We start from the raw sequence: 22,359 nt of genomic DNA on the forward strand, positions 1-22,359 counted from the left end.
TGCAGCTTGGCTGCTAGGAGTCGGGGATTTTTTCTTTGCGGGCGATTGTTTGATCGGGGCTCACGCGAAATTGGACCTCGCCGTTCCAATCCGTTCGGCGAATTTGAATATTGGCGCTCGCCAGGCGCTCCAACACCTCTTGAGCCGGATGACCGTAGGTGTTGGTTCTCCCGACGGAGACGATCGCCCATTTCGGCCTCCAATAGTTAAGCCAGAGGTCGGAGGTCGAGGTTTTGCTGCCGTGGTGAGAGATTTTCATGACGTCGATTGGGGGAAACGGCGGTGAAGATTGAGTGAGATCCGCAGACGGTGAAGACGAAGAAAGATCCGCAAACAGTGAAGTTTGGGAGAGATGAAGCTGTTCCAGCAGCAGCTTCTCTTCCTGAGCGTCAGCATCGCCCGTAAACAGGAATCTCCGATTGTACAATTCGACGAGCAAAGCTACGCTCTGCCCGTTCTGTTCGTCTTCCTCCGCAATAGCCTCGTCATCGCCGGGCGCCATACCGAGTACTTGAATTGCCGTACCGGGGTCGACTTGCCATTTCAAGTCCGCGGTACTCTTATATAGCGGGATATCCTTATCGACCGCCGTCCGCAGCAGTTTCGCCGCATCTTCGGAAGCTTTCAGCGTCCCGTTCCACATGATCGCCTTAACTTCGATATCGCTTAGCACGGCGTGCAGTCCTTTAATATGATCGCTGTCGAGATGGGATAGGACGAGCAGATCCAGCCGGTGTACCCCGCGTTTCTGCAGCAGCGGCACGAGAAGCTTGCTGCCTACCTCATAGGGATCTTTGCGCTTGCGCCAAGTCTCTTGATTGCCGAACTGTACAGCTCCTCCCCCATCAATCAAGATATGTTTGCCGCCCGAGGTACGAATCAGGATCGCGTCGCCTTGGCCCACATCGATATAATCGACATACGCATTGCGGTCTCTGAAATCAGGGTGGTAGGCCCATAATACAAGCAAACTTAAGCCTGCTGCCGTGAAGGACAGCAGCATGATGCTTTTGCGGCGGGCACGCGGCGATTCCGCTGAAGACATGTCTATGAACGGAATTGCGAGCGGTACCGCTGGATTGGATGCATGGATCGGCTGAGTCGAGTCTGAATTGGGATATGGATTTGAATGATGGAGCAAATGCGAGTGGGAATATGATTCCAAACCCGAAACTGAATCCGCCTCTAACCCCAGTGATGAGGTTTCTTCCGAATAAAGCCGACCTCGACGCGCTATCCTTCCAAGCAACTCGAAACAGCCCCATAGCAATCCGTAGTACCCTACCACCCACCAGAGCGGCGGGGCTGCCCAGATCATCCGAAAGCTGTTCCAGCTGCTCAGCTGCGTAACAAAAGCAAACGTCCAATCATTGCCGACGACGGCTACCTGCGACAACAGCGCTCCCGCGGGATGCCATAACGCTCCGAGCAGCATGGATGCCCCGCCAAGCGGCATGACGATAAAACTAATGAAAGGTACGAGTACCAGGTTCGCGCCCAGCGAGAGCAGATGTACAGCGTTGAAATAGTAGATCGTGACCGGCAGTGAAACGAGCTGCGCGACCACGGTGACGGTGAGCAGATCCAGCAGGGAGCGCGCCCACCGGCGCTTCCCGGCGGGCAAGCAGCCGCGCACGGGCGGTACGCCGAGAATGAGACCCGCCGTTACGAGGAACGACAGCTGAAAGCCGACATTTCCGAGCATGTACGGGTCGAAGGCGAGCATGAGCAGCGCGGCGGCGGCCAGCAGGTGCAGCCCGTCGCCGAGCTTGTGCAGGCGGGCTGCACCTAAGCCGAGCACGGCCATAATGCCGGAGCGTACGACCGACGGCGAGGCTCCCGCGAGGAGCACGTACAGCGGCACCGCCGCCATGAGCAGCAGCAGCATGCGCTCACGGGTCATGCGCGTTAAGCGCAGCAGGCCGCCGAGCAGATAGAGAAACACCGCGACGTGCAGGCCCGATATGGCCAGGATGTGCGTGAGCCCCAGCTGCGCAAACCGGCCGTACACGGCGGGATCGAGATCGTCGCTGATGCCGAGGACGAGGCCTTTCATGTAACCGGACTGGAGGTCCGGATACAAGTTGTCCATTTGCGCTCCAAGCGCGGCGCGCAGATCATCGACATAGCGGAGCAGCCCGGCAGCCGACCAACGTGTCCCGGCGCTTTTCTGCACCGCGGAAGCGCCATCCACATTGAACAGCCAGTGAATGCGCTGGCTGTTCAAATAGCGGCGATAATCGAAGCCGCCGAAGTTCGTGGCGGCCATTGGCGCGGACAGTTCTCCGGCTGCCGACACCTTCTGCCCGCGCTTCCATGAAGCTGCTTCAACAAGCTCCGCCTCCGCCGCTAGCCGTACCTGTACTTGAACTCGCTCACCACCAACCCCTTCAGGACTGGCTTCTCCGCCCCCCAGCAATACCTCATTTACCGCTACGCGGAACCGAACCTGATCGCCGTCAATCTCAATCGGCGAAATGATAGTCCCTCTGATCTCCGCACCGAACACGACGGAACCTGCCGGAACAGCCTCATAAGCAGCCGATTGAAGCTCTGGCAATGCAGTGACATTGCGAGAATCCGCCCACATCCGCTCTCCGGCAGCAGCCATGTAGGCGATGCAACATGCAGCTGCGAGCGGCAATGAGGCACGTTTCATAAGCCCCAGCGCTAGCAATACAGCAAGCAAAGCGCCGCCGGTTAAATAAACGCCGTTGTTCGTCAAGCTCGCAGCGGCACTTGCGCCTGCTATCCAACACACCGTAAACCAGATGAGCGGTCTTCGCGCCACCATCCACCCATCCCCCTTCCATTAAAACAACAACAAAAAACCTCCGCTACACCCAAGAAAGCAGCCATGTTCAATCCATAAAGGACCGCACAGCTCTCTTCCCTAGGCACAGTCGGAGGTTCTTCCCCACTTGTGCTGATGATTTGATTAACCAATAACATTCATACCGGCCTGAGCCGGCGGCTCATACGCAGCAAGATTACGAAAAACAATGCCTTTCAAGCTCATCAGCGATGCTACCTTATCGCTGTCTTTGGCATAGGCGCGATGATACACAATCTCGCGCACACCGCTGTTAGCGAGCATGTTCGCACAGGTCCAGCAAGGCTGATCCGTCACATAAACGGTCGAACGCTCGCGGTCAATCCGGTCCGTGAAAAGCAGCAAATTCTGCTCGGCATGAATCGTGCGGATGCAGCGCTGTTTCTTCACCATCTGCTCCACTTCACCGACCTGCTTCATTTCAAGCTCCTCGACGATCATGCAGCCATCCTCAGAGCAGTCCGCAACTCCCATTGGAGCGCCGTTATAGGCCGTTCCAAGCAGCTTCTTCCCCTGAACCAATACGGTGCCGACATGTCGTCGCGGACAACGCGAACGGGTCGAAACCATATACGCGATATCCATAAAATAAGTATCCCAGTCTTTTCTGGCGCTGTCTTGAAATTCTTCTGTCATTCTCCGGCTCTTCCTCCTTGTGCATCCGTACCATCTACATTTACATCTATGACTGCAAACTGCAAGCTGCACGCTCAATCAACTCATGCAAAATATCATCTATGCCTCTCATTCAATCCGGCGGCACATGTACGGGCTTGGGAACGTATGATCATTAATAAGCGAAATACTTTCTACTTCCTTCATGCGCGTTTATAGCCATTGCTTCCCGATATTTCTCTTATTGTCGCATAATCAAGGATGGAGAACAATGGAAGATTTCATTTTCTCAAGCAGCTTCGGCCCTATTCCTTTCACACGAAGCAGGTCGTCCATGCTGCTATACAATCCGTTCTTCTCCCGATCCTCGATAATTGATTTCGCCTTAGAAGCACCGATACCCGGAATCGCATCCAACTCCTCGACCGTCGCATGGTTGATGTCAATCTTCCCGCCGGCCGTGTCGGCTGAACGTACCTCTTCTTCCTTACCCGCAACTTCTGGCTTTGTATCAGCAGATGCTGCTGCCGCTTCAGGTGCAGGCTTAACGCCGCCTACCTGCATATCCGCGATTCGCTTCTCAAGCGGCTTTAATGCCACATCCACCTCATCAGTCACCGATACCCAGCCCGGCGGCTCCTCATCCTTCGGATGTAAGAGAGCGGTCACGGCCAATAAGATAGCGCTGAGAAACAAGGCGAGAATCAGCAGCTTTTGTCGATCCCAACGGCCTGATTTTGTTTGCGGCATCCCATTACTCCTCCCCGATTTAGAAAACTTTGTAATTTTTAACGTTATTGCTGGTCATGATGGCCTTGCTTTCCGGCATAACGTAGTAAGAGCACCTTAATGACTTTATTGATCCGCTTACCCAATACAGTGTTAAAGCTGCGCTGATCGCCTTATAGCGCATAGGAGGGATTGCGATGAATGTCGGATTTATCGGGATTGGAAGCATGGGCAGCTTGCTCATCGATACGTTTATCGGATCGGGAGCTCTGAAGCCGTCGCAAATTACAGCCAGCAATCGTACTTTAGCAAAAGCAATCTGCTTAGCTGACCGCCATCCCGGTCTTCAGGCTGTCCCTTCGAACCGCGACGCCGTTATCGATCAGGATTTGATTTTTCTATGTATCAAGCCTATGGAATTTAAGAACGTCATCGATCAAATCCGCGACGTCATCCAGCCGCAGCAGATCGTCATTTCCATTACAAGTCCGGTTATGATCGAGCAGCTGGAAGAATCGCTTCCGTGTAAAGTAGCGAAAGTCATTCCGAGCATCACAAACTATATGTGCAGCGGCGTATCCTTGTGTATGTACGGCAACCGGATGACCGATGCCGATAAAAACCGCTTGAATCATCTTCTCTCTTACATTAGCGAGCCGATGCCGATCAGCGAGCAGCATACGCGCATCGTATCGGATTTATCCAGCTGCGGGCCTGCCATCATGTCCTATCTCCTTCAGCGATTCATCGATGCAGCCGCAGAGGAAACCAACATCCCTCGTGAAGAGGCGCGCATCGTCGCCAGCGAAATGCTCTTAGGCACCGGCCAGCTCTTAACGTCAGGCGGCATGTCTCCGGAAGAGCTGCAGCGGCGAGTAGCTGTTCCGGGCGGTATTACGGCACAAGCGCTGGCACTGCTCAATCGCGAGCTGGACGGTGTATTCAATCGCCTCATCCGAGCAACGCATGCCAAATACAACGAAGATTTGGAACGAGTGAAAGTGTCCTTATACGGCAAAGAGGTGAACGGCCCTTAACGCATGCTTTGCGCTAAGAGGTCGCTCACCTCTTTCTTTATTATTGACGGATTCGCTATGAACCCGTTCCGTATTTAGCCAACTACGATATTAACCAGCTTGCCTTTAACGACGATCAGCTTGCGAACGGTTTTCCCTGCGATTGCTTCCGCTACTTTCTCGGACTCTTTCGCAATTCGCTCCATCTCAGCTTCGTCGGTATCGGCCGCAATGGAAATGCGCTCCACGATTTTGCCGTTAACTTGTACGACGATCTCGACTTCTTGGTCAACCGTCAACGCTTCGTCGAACGTCGGCCATGCCGCATAAGTCAAGGCATCCGTACGGCCCAGCTTCGACCACAGCTCTTCCGCGATATGCGGCGCAAGCGGCGAGAGCATCTGAACAAAGCTCTCCATCGCTTCGCGCGGCAACGATTCCGCTTTGTAAGCATCGTTGACGAAAATCATCAACTGGCTGATCGCCGTATTGAAGCGAAGGTTCTCGTAATCATCCGTGATCTTCTTCACGGTACGGTGCCAAGTGCGTTTGAACGCCTCTGAAGCTTCAGAAGCTTCGCCGCTTCCGCCGATTTTCTCAGCCAGCTCACCGCTGTCCGTAACGAACAAGCGCCATACGCGAGCCAAGAAACGGTACATGCCTTCTACGCCATTGGTGTTCCAAGGTTTCGTCGCTTCAAGCGGCCCCATGAACATTTCGTACATACGCAGCGTGTCAGCGCCGTATACGTTTACGATATCGTCCGGGTTGATTACGTTACCGCGTGATTTACTCATTTTTTCATTGTTGGTGCCCAAGATCATCCCTTGGTTAACCAGCTTGTGGAACGGCTCTTTCGTATCGACTACGCCGATATCGTAAAGCACTTTATGCCAGAAGCGCGCATACAGCAAGTGAAGCACGGCATGCTCCGCTCCGCCGATGTAGAGATCAACCGGAAGCCACTCGGCTTGCTTCTCCTTGGAGCACAGTTCTTTATCGTTATGCGGATCGATGAAACGCAGGTAATACCAGCAGCTGCCGGCCCATTGCGGCATCGTGTTCGTCTCGCGGCGCGCACGCAAACCTGTTTCCGGATCGATTGTTTCTACCCACTCCGTTACATTCGCAAGCGGAGATTCGCCCGTGCCCGACGGTTTGATTTGATCCACGTCGGGAAGCAGCAGCGGCAATTGATCATCCGGCACCGGCTTCATTGTTCCGTCTTCCAAATGCAGAATCGGAATCGGCTCGCCCCAGTAGCGCTGACGGCTGAACAGCCAATCACGCAGACGGTACGTCACTTTGCCTTGACCTTTGCCTTCCACTTCAAGCCATTCGATAGCGCGCGCAATCGCCGCTTCATTGCTAAGACCGTCCAAGAATCCGGAGTTCACATGCGGACCGTCGCCTGCGAACGCTTCAGCCAGCACGTCGCCGCCTTGAACGACTTCCACGATTGGCAAATCGAACTGTTTCGCAAACTCCCAGTCACGCTGGTCATGTCCCGGAACAGCCATAATCGCGCCTGTGCCATATCCGGCAAGGACGTAATCGGCAATCCAGATCGGAACAAGCGCGCCGTTCACCGGATTAACGGCATAAGCACCTGTGAATACGCCGCTCTTGTCTTTATTCAGATCCGTACGCTCGAGATCGCTCTTCCGCGCGGCAGTTTCTTGATAATCCTTGACGGCAGCTTGCTGTGCGGAAGTTGTAATCACATCTACCAGCTCATGCTCCGGCGCAAGTACGCAGTACGAAGCTCCGAAGAGGGTATCCGGACGTGTTGTAAATACAACAAGCGAAGCATCATGTCCGTCAATGGCGAACGTAACTTCAGCACCTTTGGATTTACCGATCCAGTTGCGCTGCATATCTTTAATGCTCTCGGTCCAGTCCAGCTCTTCCAGATCCTCAAGCAAACGCTCGGCATATTCCGTAATCCGCAGCACCCATTGGCGCATCGGCTTACGAATGACCGGATGGTTGCCGCGCTCGCTCAAGCCATTGATAACTTCCTCATTGGCAAGCACCGTCCCAAGCGCCGGGCACCAGTTAACCGGCACTTCAGCTACATAAGCCAAGCCTTTATTGAACAGCTGGATGAAGATCCACTGCGTCCATTTGTAATAGTCCGGATCTGTTGTGCTGAACTCGCGGTCCCAATCGTAGGAGAAACCCAGCGATTTAATTTGACGGCGGAAATTGTTGATGTTCTTGACTGTAATTTCACGCGGATGTTCGCCCGTATCCAGTGCATGCTGCTCAGCCGGCAAGCCGAACGCATCCCAGCCCATCGGATGAAGCACGTTGTAGCCGCGCATTCTCTTATAACGAGAGACGATATCCGTCGCCGTGTAACCTTCCGGATGGCCGACATGAAGTCCCGCTCCGGATGGATAAGGGAACATATCAAGTGCGTAAAATTTCGGTTTTCCTGCATCCTCAGTCGTTTTGAACGACTTGTTCTCATCCCAATGCTTCTGCCATTTCGGTTCAATGACTAACGGGTTATACCCCTGCTGCTCCTGGCGTTCCTGTGCCATAACGAATTGCCTCCCTATTCTCTCTTCCATGTCAATCCAGTCCTTGTCAGAAAACAAAAAAACTCCCGTCCCTAGCGACAACGCTAGGGACGAGAGATTATTCTCCCGTGGTACCACCCTAGTTAGCAAACGACATGCTTTGTCGCTGCTCACTCTTAGCCCTTAACGCAGGCGAAACGGCACGTTTACCACTGAAATCGTGTTCACGCGCGGCTCCAAGGCGAGTTCACTTCACGTTGGTCCGGCTTGCACCTACCGCCGGCTCTCTGATCCAAACGCTGCTAAAGCTACTGCTCCTCTTCAACACCTAAAATAGATAGTTCGATTATAAATAAGCGAATCCTGTCATGTCAAGGCGCAGAACGCCCGGAATCGGTCAAATTCACTTGATTGCCGCAAAAAACAGCCGTTCTGCTTCCGAATCAGGCACTTCCAGCGTGAAATCCGCAAATTGCTCCACGCGGCTGAAGCCTGCCATTAGCAGTGATTCCCGAATCCACTCCGCATCATACGCCCGCTGCACGTGCATCTCCTCGATGCGCGAGAATCGGTTGTCTCGCGAGCCGCTCTCCTGGGCAAAAATCGTAAGTCGATGCTCGATTTCTACCCGCTCTTCATCCAGCTCGCAGGTCCAGATATAAGCCACATCCGGATCATCGAGTACAAACGGCTGCTCCGCGGCATACCGAGCTAACGTATTCGGCGCATGAACATCAAAAAGGAACAGACCGCCTGGTTTCAAGCCTTGATAGGTTGCTTGGAAAGCGGCTTGAACCTCATCTTCTTCCGTCAGATAGTTGATACAATCGCAGAAGGAGATAACGGAATCGACCTCTTCGCCAATCTCCCACTCGGTCATATCCTGCTGGAGCCAAGTAATTGAACCGCCGCTGCGTGAAGGTTCTTCCCCCCATTTGCTTTGCCCAATGGTCAGCATATCGGAGGAGAGGTCAATCGCGAAGACCTGATAGCCGCTTCTCGCCAGCGGAATCGCAATGCTGCCGGTTCCGCATCCCAGATCAACGACAGACTTCGGCGTTCCGTACCTTGTCCAGCATGCCTCTGCAAACTTCAGCCACTGCGGATACGGCATCTCTTCCATCAGCCTGTCATACACGGAGGCGAAATGCCGATAAGCTTCCATCTCTACTCCCCCGCGTCTGCCGCAGAAGCAGACGGAGTCGGAACAGCCGCCGCCTTCGCTTGCTCGGTCAGCTTCGTCCAGCTTCCTTCTTGGACGACAAGCCCTTCACGCATCAGCTTACCGATTGCACGCTTGAACGCGCCTTTGCTGATGCCGAATTTTTGCTTGATGATTTCGGCTTGCGTTTCATCCGAATAAGGCATCGCGCCGTTCGGACGTTCCTTCATGAACGTGAGAATCCGCTCCGAATCTTCCACGCGACCTACTTCCTTGCGCTGATTCATGGATAGATTCACCCGTCCGTCCTCACGGACGAAAGTGACTCGTGCTTTCACGCGCTCGCCAAGTCGAAGCAGCCGCGTCCGCTCATCCGCGGGGATAAAGCCGTATGCGCCAAAGCCGATCACGCCGCCATCGATCATGACAAACGATCCGATCTTAAGCGTCTTCGTTACCCAGCCTTCAACCCAAGTGTTATGCCAAGCTTGCGGCGCATGGAATGCCAATTCGGCCAATTCTTCCTCGAATGCCACTTTAGCAACAAGACGGCCGATTTTGTCATGAGCAAGAATGACGTGAACCTCATCGCCGCGTTTCGGACGCAGCTCCTTCAGCTCCGGCTGCTCAGACAGCGGCAGCAGCAGCTGACGGCCAAGCCCCATCTCAAGAAAGGCCCCGATACGCGGATGAATATCCGCTACAGCCAATCTCGCCACGGTGCCGAGCTGAATGAGCGGCGTCTTCATCGTCGCGGCGATGCGATCCTCCGAATCAAAGAACAGAAATACATCATAGAACTGCCCGATTTGCGGACGATGCCCAACTAGCTCGGTATAGTGCATCAACACTTCGGATTCACCGTCGGTCATGAAATAACCGTAAGGCGAAACTTCACGTGCCAGTTTAAGCTTCATTGTAGTACCGGCTATTAAACTCATGCGAATTCCACGACCTTCGCGTCGGACCACAGACGTTCGATATTGTAATATTCGCGTTCTTCGCGGTGGAACACATGGACAACGACATCACCGATGTCTACCAACACCCATCTACCCGTATCCTGGCCTTCGATTCCGCGAACGCGTACGCCGCGAGACTCCGCCTGTTTGCGGATTTCCGTTGTAATGGCCTGCACCTGCACATCCGAATTCCCGTGACAGATGACAAAATAGTCCGCTACAAGCGAAATGTTCTTCAAGTCAAGCGCGATTACATTTTGTGCTTTTTTATCATCAGCTGCCTTAACTACAAGCTTGAGCAGCTCGTCGGAATGAACCGTCATAGCCCCGCCTCCCGTATCGTTAGTAGTAAATCATTGCGCGCTGCAAATGTCAGCGGATAAATACGTTTACCCTGCTGCAGCAAATAAGTAATCGTTGAATCAAAACCTGCGACCAAGGCGCGTTCCACGCTATGCTCCGCTAGTTCCCGGATAGACTGCACTGCGGGAAAATCACGTCCGGGCTCCATATAGTCAGCCAGGCAGACGATCTTGTCCATCAGCGTCATCCCCTCGCGACCGGAGGTGTGGTAACGTATCGCATCGATAATTTCCGGATCTGTGACACCGTAATCGCGCTCGGCAACGAACGCGCCGACAGGCGCATGCCACAGCTCTTTATCGAACGCTAGCAATTCAGCGGGAAGACCTTCTTCCCGAATGATCGCTTCCATACGGGAGGTGGCCCAATATTTGGCAACATCATGCAAAATAGCTGCCTGCTCTGCCTTAACGGGATCGGCGCCAAACCGCTCGGCGAGGATGACCGAAGTCTCCATTACGCCAACCGTATGCGTCCATCTCCGCTCCGGCATCTCGGCTTTTACCCTGGCAATCATCTCATCACGATTCATAGAGCTCGTTCCTTCTGATGAACGAATAAACTTTCTCCGGAACAAGGAAACGAATCGACCGCCCCTGTGCACGGCGATTACGTATATCTGTCGATGAGATACCGATCTGCGGCATCTCTATGATGGACAGCCTTTCCTGCAGAAAAGCGGGAAGCGCGTCAACCTTCAGCACCTCGCCGGCTCTGCGAACGCCAATAAAACGAACCAGCGCTGCCAATACATTGATTTGGTGCCACTGCGGCAAGTCATTGACGCGGTCCGAACCGATAATGATGCTGAACTCTCGATCGGGATACAGCTCCATGAGCGATTTCACCGTATCGATCGTGTAGCTGGTCCCTTCCCGTTCCAGCTCCACGTCCATCCCGCGGAAATGAGGCTGGAAATCAATGGCACGGTACACCATCTCCAGCCTGGTTTGGCCGTCAGCAAGAGGCCCGTTTTCTTTCAGCGGCGGATGACCGGCAGGTATAAACCACACCTCGTCCAGTCCGCAAGCTTCACGTGCCGATTCGGCAGCAAGCAAATGGCCATAATGAATGGGGTCGAACGTTCCGCCCATAAATCCCACTTTAATCAACGACATGACTCCTCTCGCCTTAGCCGAACCCGCCCTTAAGGAAGCTCGATTGTTTTGTTATCTTTCGATTCTTTGTACAATACGATCGTTTTGCCGATGACTTGAACAAGCTCGGAGCCGGATTCTTCCGCAATCCATTGGCCAACTTCTTTAGGGTCATCCATACAGTTGTTGAGCACGGATACTTTGATCAATTCCCGAACTTCAATCGCTTCTTCGATATGGCGAACGAGATGATCGTTGGTGCCGCCTTTGCCTACTTGAAAAATCGGCGTTAAATGATGCGCAAGTGAGCGCAAATGACGTTTTTGTTTACCTGTTAACATATGTGATTCCTTCTCTCGTCAAAATAATCCTTATTTGGCGAGCAGCGCTTCCAGCACCGTCTCCCGCATCGCGGCAACCGGAGCCGGGCGGCCCGTCCAATATTCGAAGGCGTAAGCGCCTTGATAAATAAACATTCCGAGCCCGCCGTGAATGCGGCAGCCTCGTTCTTTCGCTTCCGCGAGAAATCTCGTTGTCAGCGGGTTATAAATCAGATCGCTCGCCACCGTATCCGGCTTCAGCCAAGCACTGTCGATCGGTGTGGCTTCCACATTCGGATACATGCCAAGCGAGGTTGTATTAATAATGATGTCATGCAGACCGCAGGCTTCCTGCAATTCTTCCTGCCCAATGGCGCGAATCAACGGCACCAGTGCGCGGAATGCATCTGCAAGCTCTTCGGCACGAGCGACCGTACGGTTGGAGATCGTAATCGAGCCTACGCCTTCGCGGGCCAGTGCATACAGAATGCCTCTTGTCGCTCCGCCTGCACCGATAATAAGTACATGCGCGCCGGCAAGCTCCGACTTCGCCTCTTCTTTAAGCGATCGAACATAACCAAGACCGTCGGTATTGTAGCCCGTCAGATGACCGTCCGTGTTCACGATCGTGTTCACGGCACCAATCGCCTGCGCGCTCTCGTCGATTTCATCAAGCAGCGGCATGATCTCGAGTTTATGCGGGATCGTCACGTTCACGCCGCGGATCCCCATCGCACGCACCCCTGCCACGAAATCGCCAAGTCGGTCACCGGTAATATGAAAAGCGGTGTAAATGCCGTTGATTCCGGTCTCTCGGAATGCCCGGTTCATCATAATCGGCGATTTCGAATGCCGGATCGGATCCCCGATTACACTGTAGAGCACGGTATGGCTGTCCACTGCGTTGCCCATCCTTCTGTTCACTCTCCCCATGCAAGATGAATCGGCTGTTATGCAATTCGATTAAATCAGCGCATCACGCTGCAGCACTCGGATCCCCTTCGGCGCGAATACATCAATCAGTGCGCCGCTGCTGCCGTTGATATGAATCCAGCCCAGACCGGAAATAAACACATCCGTATCCGTGCCGCGTTTGATCGTCATCCGATGACGCGTCCAAGCCGGCATTTCCGCCAGCTGCTCCTTGGAAGGAGGCGCGAGCATTTCGCCTTTATGTGTTTCATAAAGCTCATCCGCGCGTTCCAGCTTCGTCCGGTGTACTTGAAGCGCATTCGAAACATAGAGGGAGAAGGATTGACGATCCCCTTCTATAAAATCAAACCTCGCCAAAGCGCCGACAAACAACGTTTGCCCCTCATTCAGCTGATAAACGAGCTGCTTGATCGGTTTATCCGGCAGCAAGGCGCCAAGCACCTCGCGCGGCACGATCTCTGTCATCCGGTGCGTATACACGATACCGGGAGTATCGATGATTTCATTCCCGTCGTCCAGCGGAATATGAACCGCATCAAGCGTTGTACCCGGGTAACGGGAAGTGGTCAGCTCACGATCCAGATCGCTATAGTCGCGAATCAGTCTGTTGATCAGCGTCGATTTGCCGACGTTGGTGGCGCCGACAACATACACATCCCGCTTGCCGCGGTGTGTGCCGATGGCTTCGATAACGCGATCAAAGCCGATATTGCGCTTCGCGGAGCAAAGCACCACATCGACAACCTTCAAGCCTTGCGCCTTCGTTTGCTTCTGCACCCAGTTAAGAATCCGGTTCGGGTTAATGCTCTTCGGCAATAAGTCAATCTTGTTCACGACCAGCAATACGGGATTGTTGCCCACGAACCGCTGCAAGCCGGAGATCAAGCTGCCTTCAAAATCAAACAAATCGACAATATGTACAACCAAGCTTTGCGTATTCGCTATCCCGCTTAGCAGCCGTAGAAAGTCGTCTTGATCCACAGCGATCGACGCTGCTTCATTATAGTTCTTGATTCGGAAGCATCTTTGGCAGATGGCCGGATCCTTGGCAAGCGCCGCTTGCGGGATGTACCCGAGCTTGTCCGATGATTCGGTCTGCAGCTTGACACCGCAGCCCGCGCAAGCCAGTTTGTCTTCTTGATGGTAAGTAGTCATGATTTCTTATGTTCCTCCTCGGGCCATAGCCCTTTCTTCCGCAGACGGGACAGGGCAATGCGTTCCAGAAACCGATTGAAACGGGTCATGATTCCTTCATCATGTGGTGCGATTGGACGGACGAGAATTGTAAACAATCCCATCCTTCTTCCGCCAAGCACATCTGTCATCATTTGATCACCGATTACGACCGTTTGCTCCGCAGACAAACCAAGCTCCTTAAGCGCGCGAGTGAACGCCCTTCCAGCCGGCTTCCGGGCAGCATGAACGAACGGAATATTCAGCGGATCCGCGAACTTCCCGACACGTGTCTGATTATTGTTGGATACGATGACAACCTTGAAGCCAAGATTATCGCGCACATCGTCGAGCCATTGGACAAGCTCCGGCGTAGCCAGCGGTTCTCTTGCTCCCACGAGTGTGTTGTCGAGGTCTGTAATGATGCCTCTCATCCCTTGCTCTTTCAAGGTATGCAAATTGATATCATAAATGGTATTGACGCGCATGTGCGGCAACAGCCGTTCAAACATAGTTTCGACTCCCCTGCTTATCGCTATCACGCAAACTATACCATAATTAGTGAATTTGTTGCAAAAAAGCCGCTAAAGAGGCGTAAACACACCTCTTAGCGGCTTGTAAGCTCATTTATCCCAAATGCTCGCGGATATGTTTCATCGTCAGCGACAAACGATCTGCTTCTTCCCTTGTCATCGTCTTATTGCTGTACATCGCTTGCTCGAATGCCACTTGAACTTCACGGAAATGCGTCTGCAGCGAAGAGAGCCTTCCCGACCAGCGTGCCATCGTTTCCCGGACCGTCTCATACTCATTGTAGTCGAGCCCCTTCTTGCGGCAATACTTGATCAAACGGTTCGTATCTCTGACAATTCGCTCATTGATCGTGCCGGAACCGCCGCGAGATCGCTTGAATTGAGCCAGCAACGGCCGGTAGCCAAGCACCGCGAGCAGCAGCGCAAGCACGGATGCTGCCGTCCAGAACATCCAAGCTTCAACTTTAATGCCGCCTTCTTCAGCAGGCTGTATCTCGTTGTCCAGCTCCGGAACCGGAACAGGCGCGAGCTCGGGTTCCGCTGCGTCCTTCGGCACCGCATAAGGGAATGCGAATCCGGAAGTCGCTTCGAACGGCAGCCAGCCATAACCGTTAAAATAAATCTCTACCCAAGAATGCGCATCCGCGTTACGTACGGTATACGTCCCTGCGTCGCTCTCCTCCGGTTCGATGCCCGTCATCCCTTGGAGACGCTGCATATCCGGATCGACCGGCTTCGAGCCCGGCGAGTATCCCTTCACCCATCTGGCAGGAATGCCGAGCGTGCGCGACATAACGGCAAGGGATGTGGAGAAGTAATCGCAGTAACCCTCGCGCACTTCAAATAAGAAGGAATCCACGAAATCATCACTGACTCGCTTCGATAAGTCCGGCGTATTGGTATAGGAGTAAGTGGCCTGCAAATAAGAGACCAATAAATTCACTTTATCGTACGGCGTTGCGGCTGTAGACGTGATGTTCTGAGCCAGCTGTTTGACACGTTCCGGCAACGTATCCGGCAGCTGCAAATACATCGGATCGATGTCCTTGCTTAGCGCTGCAGGCGCTCCGGTTTTCATCGCAGCTACATCCAGAATCGGAATGCTCGATTGAATGATATAACTCTCGGGGTAGCCGCCCGTGCCGCCCTTGGGCAAGCGCAGCTCCCAGGAATCAGACATCCAGCTCAGTTTAGGCAGCGACGTATTCTTGCCGTTCACCGCAACCACGGAAGAGATCGGCCCTGCACCGAATAGGACCGGATACTTCTCTTTCTTCAGCATCGTTACCGTCTGATCGACAACCTCTGTCTTGGTCGTATCCGCAATGCCGTTTGGTTTCAATACCTGCTTGCTTTCGATAGAGCCAAGCGCCTTCTCTTTCTTCTCCAGCGGCGCTTCCGTCCAGCCCTTGCCGCTATAGAGCGACTTCGTTTCGCCGCGCCAATAGCTTCGTTTGGTGGTCGTGACGGTCATGACCGGCGTGTAATCGAATTCGAATCCGTTGCCCAGCTCATTGTCATCGCGGCTGTAGCCGGATTGCCCATCCGCATTATTCTTCGATGCAGGTACAATAATTGCTTTATCGCCAACCAAATTGGGGATCGATTCGCCGCGCGCTTCTTTCCACGCCGTATAGGGATCCGTCAAGATCGGCTTCACGGCCGGAACAAACAGTCCGGCACCCATAACGAGCGTAATGATCAGCAGCATCGGCAGAAACAGACTAAGCGGATATTCTAGCAGCTGCGCCCAATTCTCAGGATGGCGTTCCTTGAATCTGGAGAAGTGGCTCGCGACCAGCCAGCCAAGTCCGATAAAGACGAGCCATGCAATTTCGTCCCACAAATGGATCGGCGTGAACAAGGAATCTGCCGCAGCCAGCGATAGAATAGCAAGTCCCACGGCGATCATCATATAAGCTCGTTTATGGCGCAGCAGCACAATCGCATGGAATACGGCCCATACGCCAAGGCTAATCCAGATAAATGGCGTCAGCTGGTCGTACTGGAGCTTGAACCAATCCAGCCATTGCGCGGCGGACCGTTTATTGCCTTCGAAGGCCACCCACACGTACCCCGAGTAAGCGGCATTAAGACCTACCAGCGATAGCAGCTGAACCGTGCCGGAAAGCAGCTTGGATGGAATGAGCAGATTAGCGGCAACTGCGGCGAACAGAATGCCATTGACGATCGTATAGGTCTCTGACCACCAATAGTCGCCCAGGCATCGAATCCATTGATAGACAATAAGCGCGGAGAAAATAGCCGATAGTTTACGATAAACATCCGCGGAAAACCATTTGATTGCCACGCGATTGAAGGTTCTCATTAATGCTGACCTCCTTCAAGCGCGTCAGGCAGCTCCTGCAGCGAGCTGATCGAATGCAAGGCGAAGCCGCTCTTGCGCAGCAGCTTCATCCATTCGTTGCCGCGGATATCGCCTGCGATGGTTCTGCCGGCAGCGGTCTTGGACTGCAAATGGATGAGCACGGGCACGACGCCGGTACGGTTCAGCCATTCCATGGCACGAATGGTTTCTTCGCCAACTTGCGGACTGACAATCACGACAAACGAACCCGCCGCCGCTAGCGTCCCTGACTGCCGGACTGCGCGGTAAAGAGGCTGCTCCCCGTCCGCTCTCACGCGGACCAGATGGTTCATCATCAGCTCGCGTTGTTCGGCGGACGCTTTGGGCGTAAACCCGTCACTCTTCGCTCCGACGGATATCAACCCGACGGCCGTTGCCCGGCGAAGACCGAATTCCAGCAGCGAGGCAGCAGCCGAAACCGCCAGCTCGAATTGGTCTTTATTCTCATAGGCACCGGCATAGCGGTCCAGCATAACGACGGTTCTGGGTAGCGATTCACGCTCGAATTCCTTCGATTTCCACTGCCCCGTCTTGGCCGTAGCATTCCAATGAATCCTAGAAAGCCGATCACCATAAATATACTCGCGGACACCGTTGATCTGTGTCGTTTCTTTCGCTGATAAGCGTGACGCGGAGGTCGAATACGGCCCTTTCGAGCCACGTTTCATTTGCCTCCACTGCCGAATCTCGACGATTCGGGGATAAACGGTGAACGGCTCCGACGATTCGAATGACCCCTTATGCTCGAATAAACCGAATATATCCCGCGTGGAGCATTCTGTTGAATCAAACCGGTAAACGCCGCGTTCGAGCGGCGGTGTTACATATTGAACAACGCCGTTTCTCCGATAGTTCGGCACAAAAGAAGCTTCAATCGGAATTACGGTTCCGCTCAAACTCTTCAAACGGTCACGGACGAGGACATAAGGGATTGGCCATACGCCGGGAATTTGCATGGTCAGACTGACTTCAAGCCTTGTTCCGGCAGACAACGCCTGCTCGCTGATCGAGTTCGCGCCGTTGCTCAGCCTCCTCACGCCGGTCACAGACGCAATGCCGCTCCATCTGCCAAAGGCCAGATAAATAAGTAGGACATTAAAGATACAGAACAACATGAAGGACGTTTTACCGCCTTGAAAAAGTAAAAATAAGAGCGAAATCACGTAGACTAGACCGATAAAACGCCACCTGAACATTGTCGCTTTAGCCGTAAGCATAAGCGTCAGCGCTCCATTCGGACAGGGACATTCGTGTCGCGGATGACGGACTGAATCACGTCCTCAGGCTTCAAACCGTTCATTCTGGATTCCGTATGCATAATAATCCGGTGGGCAAGCACCGAAGAAGCCAGCAGCTTCACATCATCGGGAATGACGTAATCACGTTCCTGCAAATAAGCATTGGCTCTGGCAGCTGCTGTCAGTGAAATGGCCGCACGCGGGCTCGCACCCAGCTGTACGCCGCTGTGAGCACGTGTTGCGCGGACGATCCGTACGATATAATCGGCAACCGCTTCGTCAAGATGCACACGTTTAACCGCTTCCATCATGACGGCGATCTGCTCGACATCGACTACCGATTCCAGCTTATCTGCCGGCGAGGAGGCATTGGGAGTGATAATCATTTGTCTCTCTGTCGCCGCATCGGGGTAGCCCAGCGTAAGCTTCATCATAAAGCGGTCAAGCTGTGCTTCCGGGAGCGTATAGGTGCCATCGAATTCAATCGGGTTCTGCGTGGCAATCATCGTGAACGGCACCGGCAATTCATGGGATTCGCCATCCACCGTAACATGATGCTCTTCCATCGCTTCCAGCAGCGCCGATTGCGTCTTCGTGGTGGCACGGTTAATCTCATCGACCAGCAGCAAATTCGTCATGACCGGACCGGGCCGGAACATAAACGTTTCATTCTTCGGATGATAGATGGCAACGCCTGTTATATCAGTCGGAAGTAAATCGGGATTACATTGAATCCGTCGGAATTGGCCGCCTATTGTACGGGATAGCGCTTTTACAAGCTGCGTTTTGCCTGTCCCCGGGACGTCCTCGATCAGTACATGTCCGCCGGCAAGCAGCGCTGTCAGCAGTCTCTCGATTTCGACCTCTTTACCCAATATACAACTGCCTAGATTACGGCGAATTTCCTTACATAAGCGATACTCAGCTGTACGATTGTCCATGACAATTCCTCCCGGATGATGGTAGTTGGATATGAGTGCGGTGATTCTATTATTTTACAAAAAATACAACAACTCGTATAGCAACATATCCGCCAAAAAAAATTGGAGAATCCCACAGGGACCCTCCAATTCAGTGAAATTGCCTATATTTTCCGCTACTCCATAGGGATGCAACCAGCTTCTGTTACCCTTTAGGCCTAACCGCCAGCGCTGCCAAAAATGAGAAAATGATCGCGGCGGAAATCCCCGCGCTCGTGATGCTGAATATGCCGGTAATGATCCCGATCCAGCCATCTTGCTGATACTCGGTTACCGCGCCGTGCACAAGCGCGTTGCCGAAGCTCGTTATAGGCACTGTCGCTCCCGCGCCGGCAAATTTGACCAATGGCTCGTACAAGCCAACCCCGTCGATCACGGCTCCTGCGACAACGAGCGTTGCCATCGTATGCGCGGGTGTCAGCTTCGCGATATCAAACATGAGCTGGCCGATGACGCAGATCCCTCCGCCTACGATAAAAGCCCATAAATAGATCATGTAAGCTCTGCTCCTTTCTTTCGCTATTAGTTGTGCATCGGACTTTCAATGGCCACGGCATGAGCGATGCAAGGGATCGATTCGCCCTGCTGGAACGAGAGCGGAGAGAGCAGTGCGCCGGTCGCGCAGACCAGAATCCGCTTCAATTCCCCCTGTTTCAACCGCTTGAGCAAATGACCGTAGGTCACTACCGCCGAGCAGCCGCAGCCGCTTCCGCCGGCTTGCACCTTCTGGTTCTGCACATCGTAGACCATCAAGCCGCAATCGCCAAAAACAGTATCCTCCATCGGCACGCCGTCTCGTTTCAGCAGATCTTTGGCAATACCATGACCGACGGTTGCCAGATCCCCGGTCACGATCAAGTCATAATCTTTCGGTTGTCTGCCTGTATCGTTGAAATGAGCCTGCAGCGTGTCGACCGCAGCCGGAGCCATCGCCGCCCCCATGTTAAACGGATCCGTAATACCCAGATCAACAATGCGTCCGATGGTCGCGCATTCCACGACTGGACCGTCCCCGGATGGGGCAACAACGACCGCGCCAGCTCCGGTTACGGTGTATTGCGCCGTCGGCGGTTTCTGAGAACCATATTCCGTCGGGTAACGGAATTGTTTCTCCGCCGTACAGTTATGGCTGCAAGTCCCCGCGAGCACGTATTCGCCCGAACCGGAATTGACGATAAGCGATGCAATGGCGAGCGATTCCATCGACGTGGAGCAAGCGCCGAACACACCAAGATAAGGAGCGCCGATCGTTCTGGCCGCGAAGCTGTTGCTAATGATTTGGTTCATCAGATCGCCGCCTACATAGAACTGCAGCTGCTGCTTGTTCACTTTGGCATATTTCAACGCCATTTCGGACGCTTGCTCAAGCAAGAGACGCTCCGCCTTCTCCCAGCTCTTCTGCTGCATGTCGAGCTCCGGATGAACAAGATCGAAATCTGCTGCAAGCGGTCCTTCGCCCTCGTCCGGACCGACGACCGTTGCAGCGCCGATAATGACCGGACGTTGATCAAACCACCATGTTTGTTTACCGCGTAGCATGGAAACTCCCCTCGATTCCGAACACTAAATAGACGATACCGACAACAAATGCGGCAACGACGCCAAATACGATGACAGAGCCTGCCAGCTTGAACATATTGGCCCCTACACCGAGAACAAGTCCTTCGCTGCGATGCTCAAGCGCTGCCGAGCACATCGAGTTCGCGAAGCCTGTAACGGGAACCGCCGTGCCCGCTCCTGCCCACTGCGCAATCTTGTCATATACGCCAAGACAGGTCAGAATGACAGAAATGAAAATGAGTACCGCTACCGTAGGATTGCTCGCATCTTCTTTGGACATATGGAGCCCATATATGAACGCTTCCTGTATGGCTTGTCCAAGTACACATATAAAGCCGCCTACTATGAAAGCCCGAACGCAATTCGCGAGTACGGATCGTGCAGGCTCGCGTTTTTTGGCATAGGCCTGATATTCTTTCGGTGACATAGACATTTTTTTGTATTTGCCTTGTCCTGCGCTTTTCGTTGCGATGATGGTTGCCTCCTTGGGTTCGTCTTTCTGGAGTATGTGTTAAATTGTCGTCCGTTATGCCGAATTTGGCAGAGGAGACAGGCGATTTAACAAATGCAAATAAACCTTCGGTTTGGCAACCAAAGGTTTACACGGCAATGCTCGGAATTGACGCTTATAGAAACGCGATAAACAACAAAACGACCAGCAGCACGAACAGCACAAGCGCAAGCAGCATCGTAACTCTACGGGCATGTTGCTCCATTTGCATGTGGGGAGGCTCCTCTCCGCCTGAAACGGCTTCTGCGCTATCTTATGCGGGCTCGTGCGGATACGAGTTTTGTCCAGCCGCGAATAAATCGATCAGCCTGAATTTCGCACGACCAGCCTGGCGGAAAGGATGATTTTCTCCGGCTGCGCTTCGGGCTGTGCAAGCTTGCGCGCAAATTGCTCCACGGCTCGAATTCCCAGCCACTCCTTCGCCAAATCCACCGTAGTCAGCGGAATAACCGCATCCATCCCCGGAGCCGTGTTATCAATGCCGACAACCCTCACGTTCTTCATGACACCTTTCTGATGCAGCAACTGAAGCAGATATAGCGCGATATCATCGTTGGCGCAAATGTACCCATCCGGCAGTTCTTCAAGCCGGACATCCGCTTCCTTTCCGGCCGGCGCGGAGTTGTACATCACATCTAATCGCCGTTCAAGAGCGGTTTGCCACGAATGCCACTGCGCGCTTCCATAAGGAACGGTCCATTTCTTCAACTGAGCGGCCGTTTTCCCTGGTTCACCGGTACCTCGCCGTCCTTCTTTCGCTTCATCCATTGCCAGCCTGCATCCCCACCATCGCTCGCGGAAGCTGACGGCAAAGCTGTCACGACCGACAAACACAAGAGATTTGCAGCCCTGCGTCAACAAATGATGGCAAGCCATTCGGCCGGCATCCGCATTCGCATTAAGAACAGCATCCGCTCCGATCAACGACTCTTCATGATCGGCCAGCACAATCGGAAGGCCAAGCCGCTTCAGCTTTAGCAGCGTGTCCAGCGGGCATTTCCCGGCAATAATGAACCCGGCCGCCGTGCCGGCTGCCGTATCTTCAGACTCCGTCTGTGGCGCCAGCCAATCCTGCGCATTTCGATTATCCGCCATTCCGAATGTAAAAAACTTCGGCGTTAATCCATGCATCCGGCAGCCCGCTTCCAGCCCTTCTCTGACGCGCTGCCAGAAATGCGGTTCCTTCGCATGATGTTCATCTAAACCAATATGTACGATTCGCGTTACAGGCGCTTCTTCCGGCCGCCCGGCAGGAAGAGGACGCATCTTGTACCCAAGCGCGCCGGCCAGAGCCGTCACTTCCTTGCGGGTCGCCTCGCTGACGCCCGGTTTGCCTGCCAGCGCTTGGGAAACGGTATATTTGGAAACCCCTAAACGGTCGGCTAATTGCTGCATCGATATTTTCTGTGCCACGGTTGCCATACTCCTTCACACTCGC

The 22,359-nt window shown here is 53.6% G+C and carries 21 protein-coding genes and 1 other annotated feature; of the genes, 1 reads left to right on the forward strand and 20 read right to left on the reverse strand.

Annotated features, from left to right (window positions below; all coding sequences use genetic code 11):
• Window positions 1–13: 13 nt before the first annotated feature.
• From BM412_RS15900 to BM412_RS15910, 3 genes are all read right to left on the reverse strand, one after another.
• Window positions 14–2,794 (reverse strand): ComEC/Rec2 family competence protein, encoded by a 2,781-nt coding sequence (locus tag BM412_RS15900; RefSeq protein WP_091219770.1) that lies wholly within the window; start codon window positions 2,792–2,794, stop codon window positions 14–16.
• 144 nt (window positions 2,795–2,938) lie between these two features.
• The gene (locus BM412_RS15905; RefSeq protein WP_091219773.1) at window positions 2,939–3,469 is read right to left on the reverse strand and encodes a deoxycytidylate deaminase; all 531 of its coding nucleotides are present in this window, start codon (window positions 3,467–3,469) and stop codon (window positions 2,939–2,941) included.
• A gap of 234 nt (window positions 3,470–3,703) precedes the next feature.
• On the reverse strand, window positions 3,704–4,198 hold the full coding sequence (locus BM412_RS15910) for a ComEA family DNA-binding protein (protein WP_091219776.1): 495 nt from the start codon (window positions 4,196–4,198) through the stop codon (window positions 3,704–3,706).
• Window positions 4,199–4,374: 176 nt separating this feature from the next.
• Here BM412_RS15910 and comER point away from each other — a divergent pair, with 176 nt between their 5' ends.
• Window positions 4,375–5,214, forward strand: a complete 840-nt coding sequence (gene comER / locus BM412_RS15915) for a late competence protein ComER (RefSeq protein ID WP_091219778.1) — start codon at window positions 4,375–4,377, stop codon at window positions 5,212–5,214.
• Between the two features lie 74 nt (window positions 5,215–5,288).
• Here the strand turns inward: comER and leuS are convergent, their stop codons facing one another.
• The 17 genes from leuS to BM412_RS16000 all read right to left on the reverse strand — a co-directional run bounded on the left by leuS (window position 5,289) and on the right by BM412_RS16000 (window position 22,334).
• Window positions 5,289–7,742, reverse strand: coding sequence for a leucine--tRNA ligase (leuS, locus tag BM412_RS15920; RefSeq protein ID WP_091219780.1), 2,454 nt, complete (start codon window positions 7,740–7,742; stop codon window positions 5,289–5,291).
• An 82-nt stretch (window positions 7,743–7,824) separates the two neighbouring features.
• Window positions 7,825–8,055 (reverse strand) — a binding site (T-box leader).
• 69 nt (window positions 8,056–8,124) lie between these two features.
• On the reverse strand, window positions 8,125–8,886 hold the full coding sequence (locus tag BM412_RS15925) for a class I SAM-dependent DNA methyltransferase (protein ID WP_091219782.1): 762 nt from the start codon (window positions 8,884–8,886) through the stop codon (window positions 8,125–8,127).
• Window positions 8,887–8,888: 2 nt separating this feature from the next.
• Window positions 8,889–9,824, reverse strand: a complete 936-nt coding sequence (locus tag BM412_RS15930; RefSeq protein WP_091219785.1) for a CvfB family protein — start codon at window positions 9,822–9,824, stop codon at window positions 8,889–8,891.
• Window positions 9,821–10,168, reverse strand: coding sequence for a ribosome silencing factor (gene rsfS, locus BM412_RS15935; protein WP_091219788.1), 348 nt, complete (start codon window positions 10,166–10,168; stop codon window positions 9,821–9,823). The genes BM412_RS15930 and rsfS overlap by 4 nt, the downstream gene beginning before the upstream one ends.
• Window positions 10,165–10,740, reverse strand: coding sequence for a bis(5'-nucleosyl)-tetraphosphatase (symmetrical) YqeK (gene yqeK / locus BM412_RS15940; protein WP_091219790.1), 576 nt, complete (start codon window positions 10,738–10,740; stop codon window positions 10,165–10,167). The genes rsfS and yqeK overlap by 4 nt, the downstream gene beginning before the upstream one ends.
• Window positions 10,730–11,326, reverse strand: coding sequence for a nicotinate-nucleotide adenylyltransferase (gene nadD / locus BM412_RS15945; protein ID WP_371264796.1), 597 nt, complete (start codon window positions 11,324–11,326; stop codon window positions 10,730–10,732). Before nadD ends, yqeK begins: the two co-directional genes overlap by 11 nt.
• 29 nt (window positions 11,327–11,355) lie before the next feature.
• Window positions 11,356–11,646: a ribosome assembly RNA-binding protein YhbY gene (yhbY, locus tag BM412_RS15950; RefSeq protein WP_091219793.1), complete on the reverse strand. Its 291-nt coding sequence runs from the start codon at window positions 11,644–11,646 to the stop codon at window positions 11,356–11,358.
• Between the two features lie 30 nt (window positions 11,647–11,676).
• Window positions 11,677–12,537: a shikimate dehydrogenase gene (gene aroE, locus BM412_RS15955; RefSeq protein WP_091219795.1), complete on the reverse strand. Its 861-nt coding sequence runs from the start codon at window positions 12,535–12,537 to the stop codon at window positions 11,677–11,679.
• A gap of 51 nt (window positions 12,538–12,588) precedes the next feature.
• Complete coding sequence (gene yqeH, locus BM412_RS15960) at window positions 12,589–13,713, reverse strand: ribosome biogenesis GTPase YqeH (protein WP_091219798.1); 1,125 nt, start codon at window positions 13,711–13,713, stop codon at window positions 12,589–12,591.
• Window positions 13,710–14,264: a YqeG family HAD IIIA-type phosphatase gene (locus BM412_RS15965; protein WP_371264820.1), complete on the reverse strand. Its 555-nt coding sequence runs from the start codon at window positions 14,262–14,264 to the stop codon at window positions 13,710–13,712. The genes yqeH and BM412_RS15965 overlap by 4 nt, the downstream gene beginning before the upstream one ends.
• A 94-nt stretch (window positions 14,265–14,358) precedes the next feature.
• Window positions 14,359–16,593 carry a DUF4129 domain-containing transglutaminase family protein gene (locus BM412_RS15970; RefSeq protein WP_091219802.1) on the reverse strand — a complete coding sequence of 745 codons (2,235 nt, stop codon included), beginning with the start codon at window positions 16,591–16,593 and terminating at the stop codon, window positions 14,359–14,361.
• Window positions 16,593–17,828: a DUF58 domain-containing protein gene (locus BM412_RS15975; protein WP_256256330.1), complete on the reverse strand. Its 1,236-nt coding sequence runs from the start codon at window positions 17,826–17,828 to the stop codon at window positions 16,593–16,595. The genes BM412_RS15970 and BM412_RS15975 overlap by 1 nt, the downstream gene beginning before the upstream one ends.
• A 26-nt stretch (window positions 17,829–17,854) precedes the next feature.
• Window positions 17,855–18,811: an AAA family ATPase gene (locus BM412_RS15980; RefSeq protein WP_091219809.1), complete on the reverse strand. Its 957-nt coding sequence runs from the start codon at window positions 18,809–18,811 to the stop codon at window positions 17,855–17,857.
• Window positions 18,812–18,995: 184 nt separating this feature from the next.
• Complete coding sequence (gene spoVAE, locus BM412_RS15985; RefSeq protein ID WP_091219812.1) at window positions 18,996–19,346, reverse strand: stage V sporulation protein AE; 351 nt, start codon at window positions 19,344–19,346, stop codon at window positions 18,996–18,998.
• Window positions 19,347–19,372: 26 nt separating this feature from the next.
• Window positions 19,373–20,389, reverse strand: a complete 1,017-nt coding sequence (gene spoVAD / locus BM412_RS15990; RefSeq protein ID WP_091219814.1) for a stage V sporulation protein AD — start codon at window positions 20,387–20,389, stop codon at window positions 19,373–19,375.
• Entirely contained in the window at window positions 20,376–20,843 is a 468-nt protein-coding gene (spoVAC, locus tag BM412_RS15995; RefSeq protein WP_091219817.1) for a stage V sporulation protein AC, read from the reverse strand. The genes spoVAD and spoVAC overlap by 14 nt, the downstream gene beginning before the upstream one ends.
• Before the next feature lie 381 nt (window positions 20,844–21,224).
• Entirely contained in the window at window positions 21,225–22,334 is a 1,110-nt protein-coding gene (locus BM412_RS16000) for a LacI family DNA-binding transcriptional regulator (protein ID WP_177245852.1), read from the reverse strand.
• Window positions 22,335–22,359 lie beyond the last annotated feature (25 nt).

It is taken from the genome of Paenibacillus sp. BC26 (genome assembly GCF_900116125.1).
Classification (GTDB): domain Bacteria; phylum Bacillota; class Bacilli; order Paenibacillales; family Paenibacillaceae; genus Paenibacillus_Z; species Paenibacillus_Z lignilyticus.

Excerpts from the sequence above, each read along its gene's own strand:
- BM412_RS15900 (WP_091219770.1), bottom strand. The coding sequence starts at position 2,794 with ATGGTGGCGCGAAGACCGCTCATCTGGTTTACGGTGTGTTGGATAGCA.
- BM412_RS15905 (WP_091219773.1), bottom strand. The coding sequence starts at position 3,469 with ATGACAGAAGAATTTCAAGACAGCGCCAGAAAAGACTGGGATACTTAT.
- BM412_RS15910 (WP_091219776.1), bottom strand. The coding sequence starts at position 4,198 with ATGCCGCAAACAAAATCAGGCCGTTGGGATCGACAAAAGCTGCTGATT.
- comER (WP_091219778.1), top strand. The coding sequence starts at position 4,375 with ATGAATGTCGGATTTATCGGGATTGGAAGCATGGGCAGCTTGCTCATC.
- leuS (WP_091219780.1), bottom strand. The coding sequence starts at position 7,742 with ATGGCACAGGAACGCCAGGAGCAGCAGGGGTATAACCCGTTAGTCATT.
- BM412_RS15925 (WP_091219782.1), bottom strand. The coding sequence starts at position 8,886 with ATGGAAGCTTATCGGCATTTCGCCTCCGTGTATGACAGGCTGATGGAA.
- BM412_RS15930 (WP_091219785.1), bottom strand. The coding sequence starts at position 9,824 with ATGAGTTTAATAGCCGGTACTACAATGAAGCTTAAACTGGCACGTGAA.
- rsfS (WP_091219788.1), bottom strand. The coding sequence starts at position 10,168 with ATGACGGTTCATTCCGACGAGCTGCTCAAGCTTGTAGTTAAGGCAGCT.
- yqeK (WP_091219790.1), bottom strand. The coding sequence starts at position 10,740 with ATGAATCGTGATGAGATGATTGCCAGGGTAAAAGCCGAGATGCCGGAG.
- nadD (WP_371264796.1), bottom strand. The coding sequence starts at position 11,326 with ATGTCGTTGATTAAAGTGGGATTTATGGGCGGAACGTTCGACCCCATT.
- yhbY (WP_091219793.1), bottom strand. The coding sequence starts at position 11,646 with ATGTTAACAGGTAAACAAAAACGTCATTTGCGCTCACTTGCGCATCAT.
- aroE (WP_091219795.1), bottom strand. The coding sequence starts at position 12,537 with ATGGGCAACGCAGTGGACAGCCATACCGTGCTCTACAGTGTAATCGGG.
- yqeH (WP_091219798.1), bottom strand. The coding sequence starts at position 13,713 with ATGACTACTTACCATCAAGAAGACAAACTGGCTTGCGCGGGCTGCGGT.
- BM412_RS15970 (WP_091219802.1), bottom strand. The coding sequence starts at position 16,593 with ATGAGAACCTTCAATCGCGTGGCAATCAAATGGTTTTCCGCGGATGTT.
- BM412_RS15975 (WP_256256330.1), bottom strand. The coding sequence starts at position 17,828 with ATGTTCAGGTGGCGTTTTATCGGTCTAGTCTACGTGATTTCGCTCTTA.
- BM412_RS15980 (WP_091219809.1), bottom strand. The coding sequence starts at position 18,811 with ATGGACAATCGTACAGCTGAGTATCGCTTATGTAAGGAAATTCGCCGT.
- spoVAE (WP_091219812.1), bottom strand. The coding sequence starts at position 19,346 with ATGATCTATTTATGGGCTTTTATCGTAGGCGGAGGGATCTGCGTCATC.
- spoVAD (WP_091219814.1), bottom strand. The coding sequence starts at position 20,389 with ATGCTACGCGGTAAACAAACATGGTGGTTTGATCAACGTCCGGTCATT.
- spoVAC (WP_091219817.1), bottom strand. The coding sequence starts at position 20,843 with ATGTCTATGTCACCGAAAGAATATCAGGCCTATGCCAAAAAACGCGAG.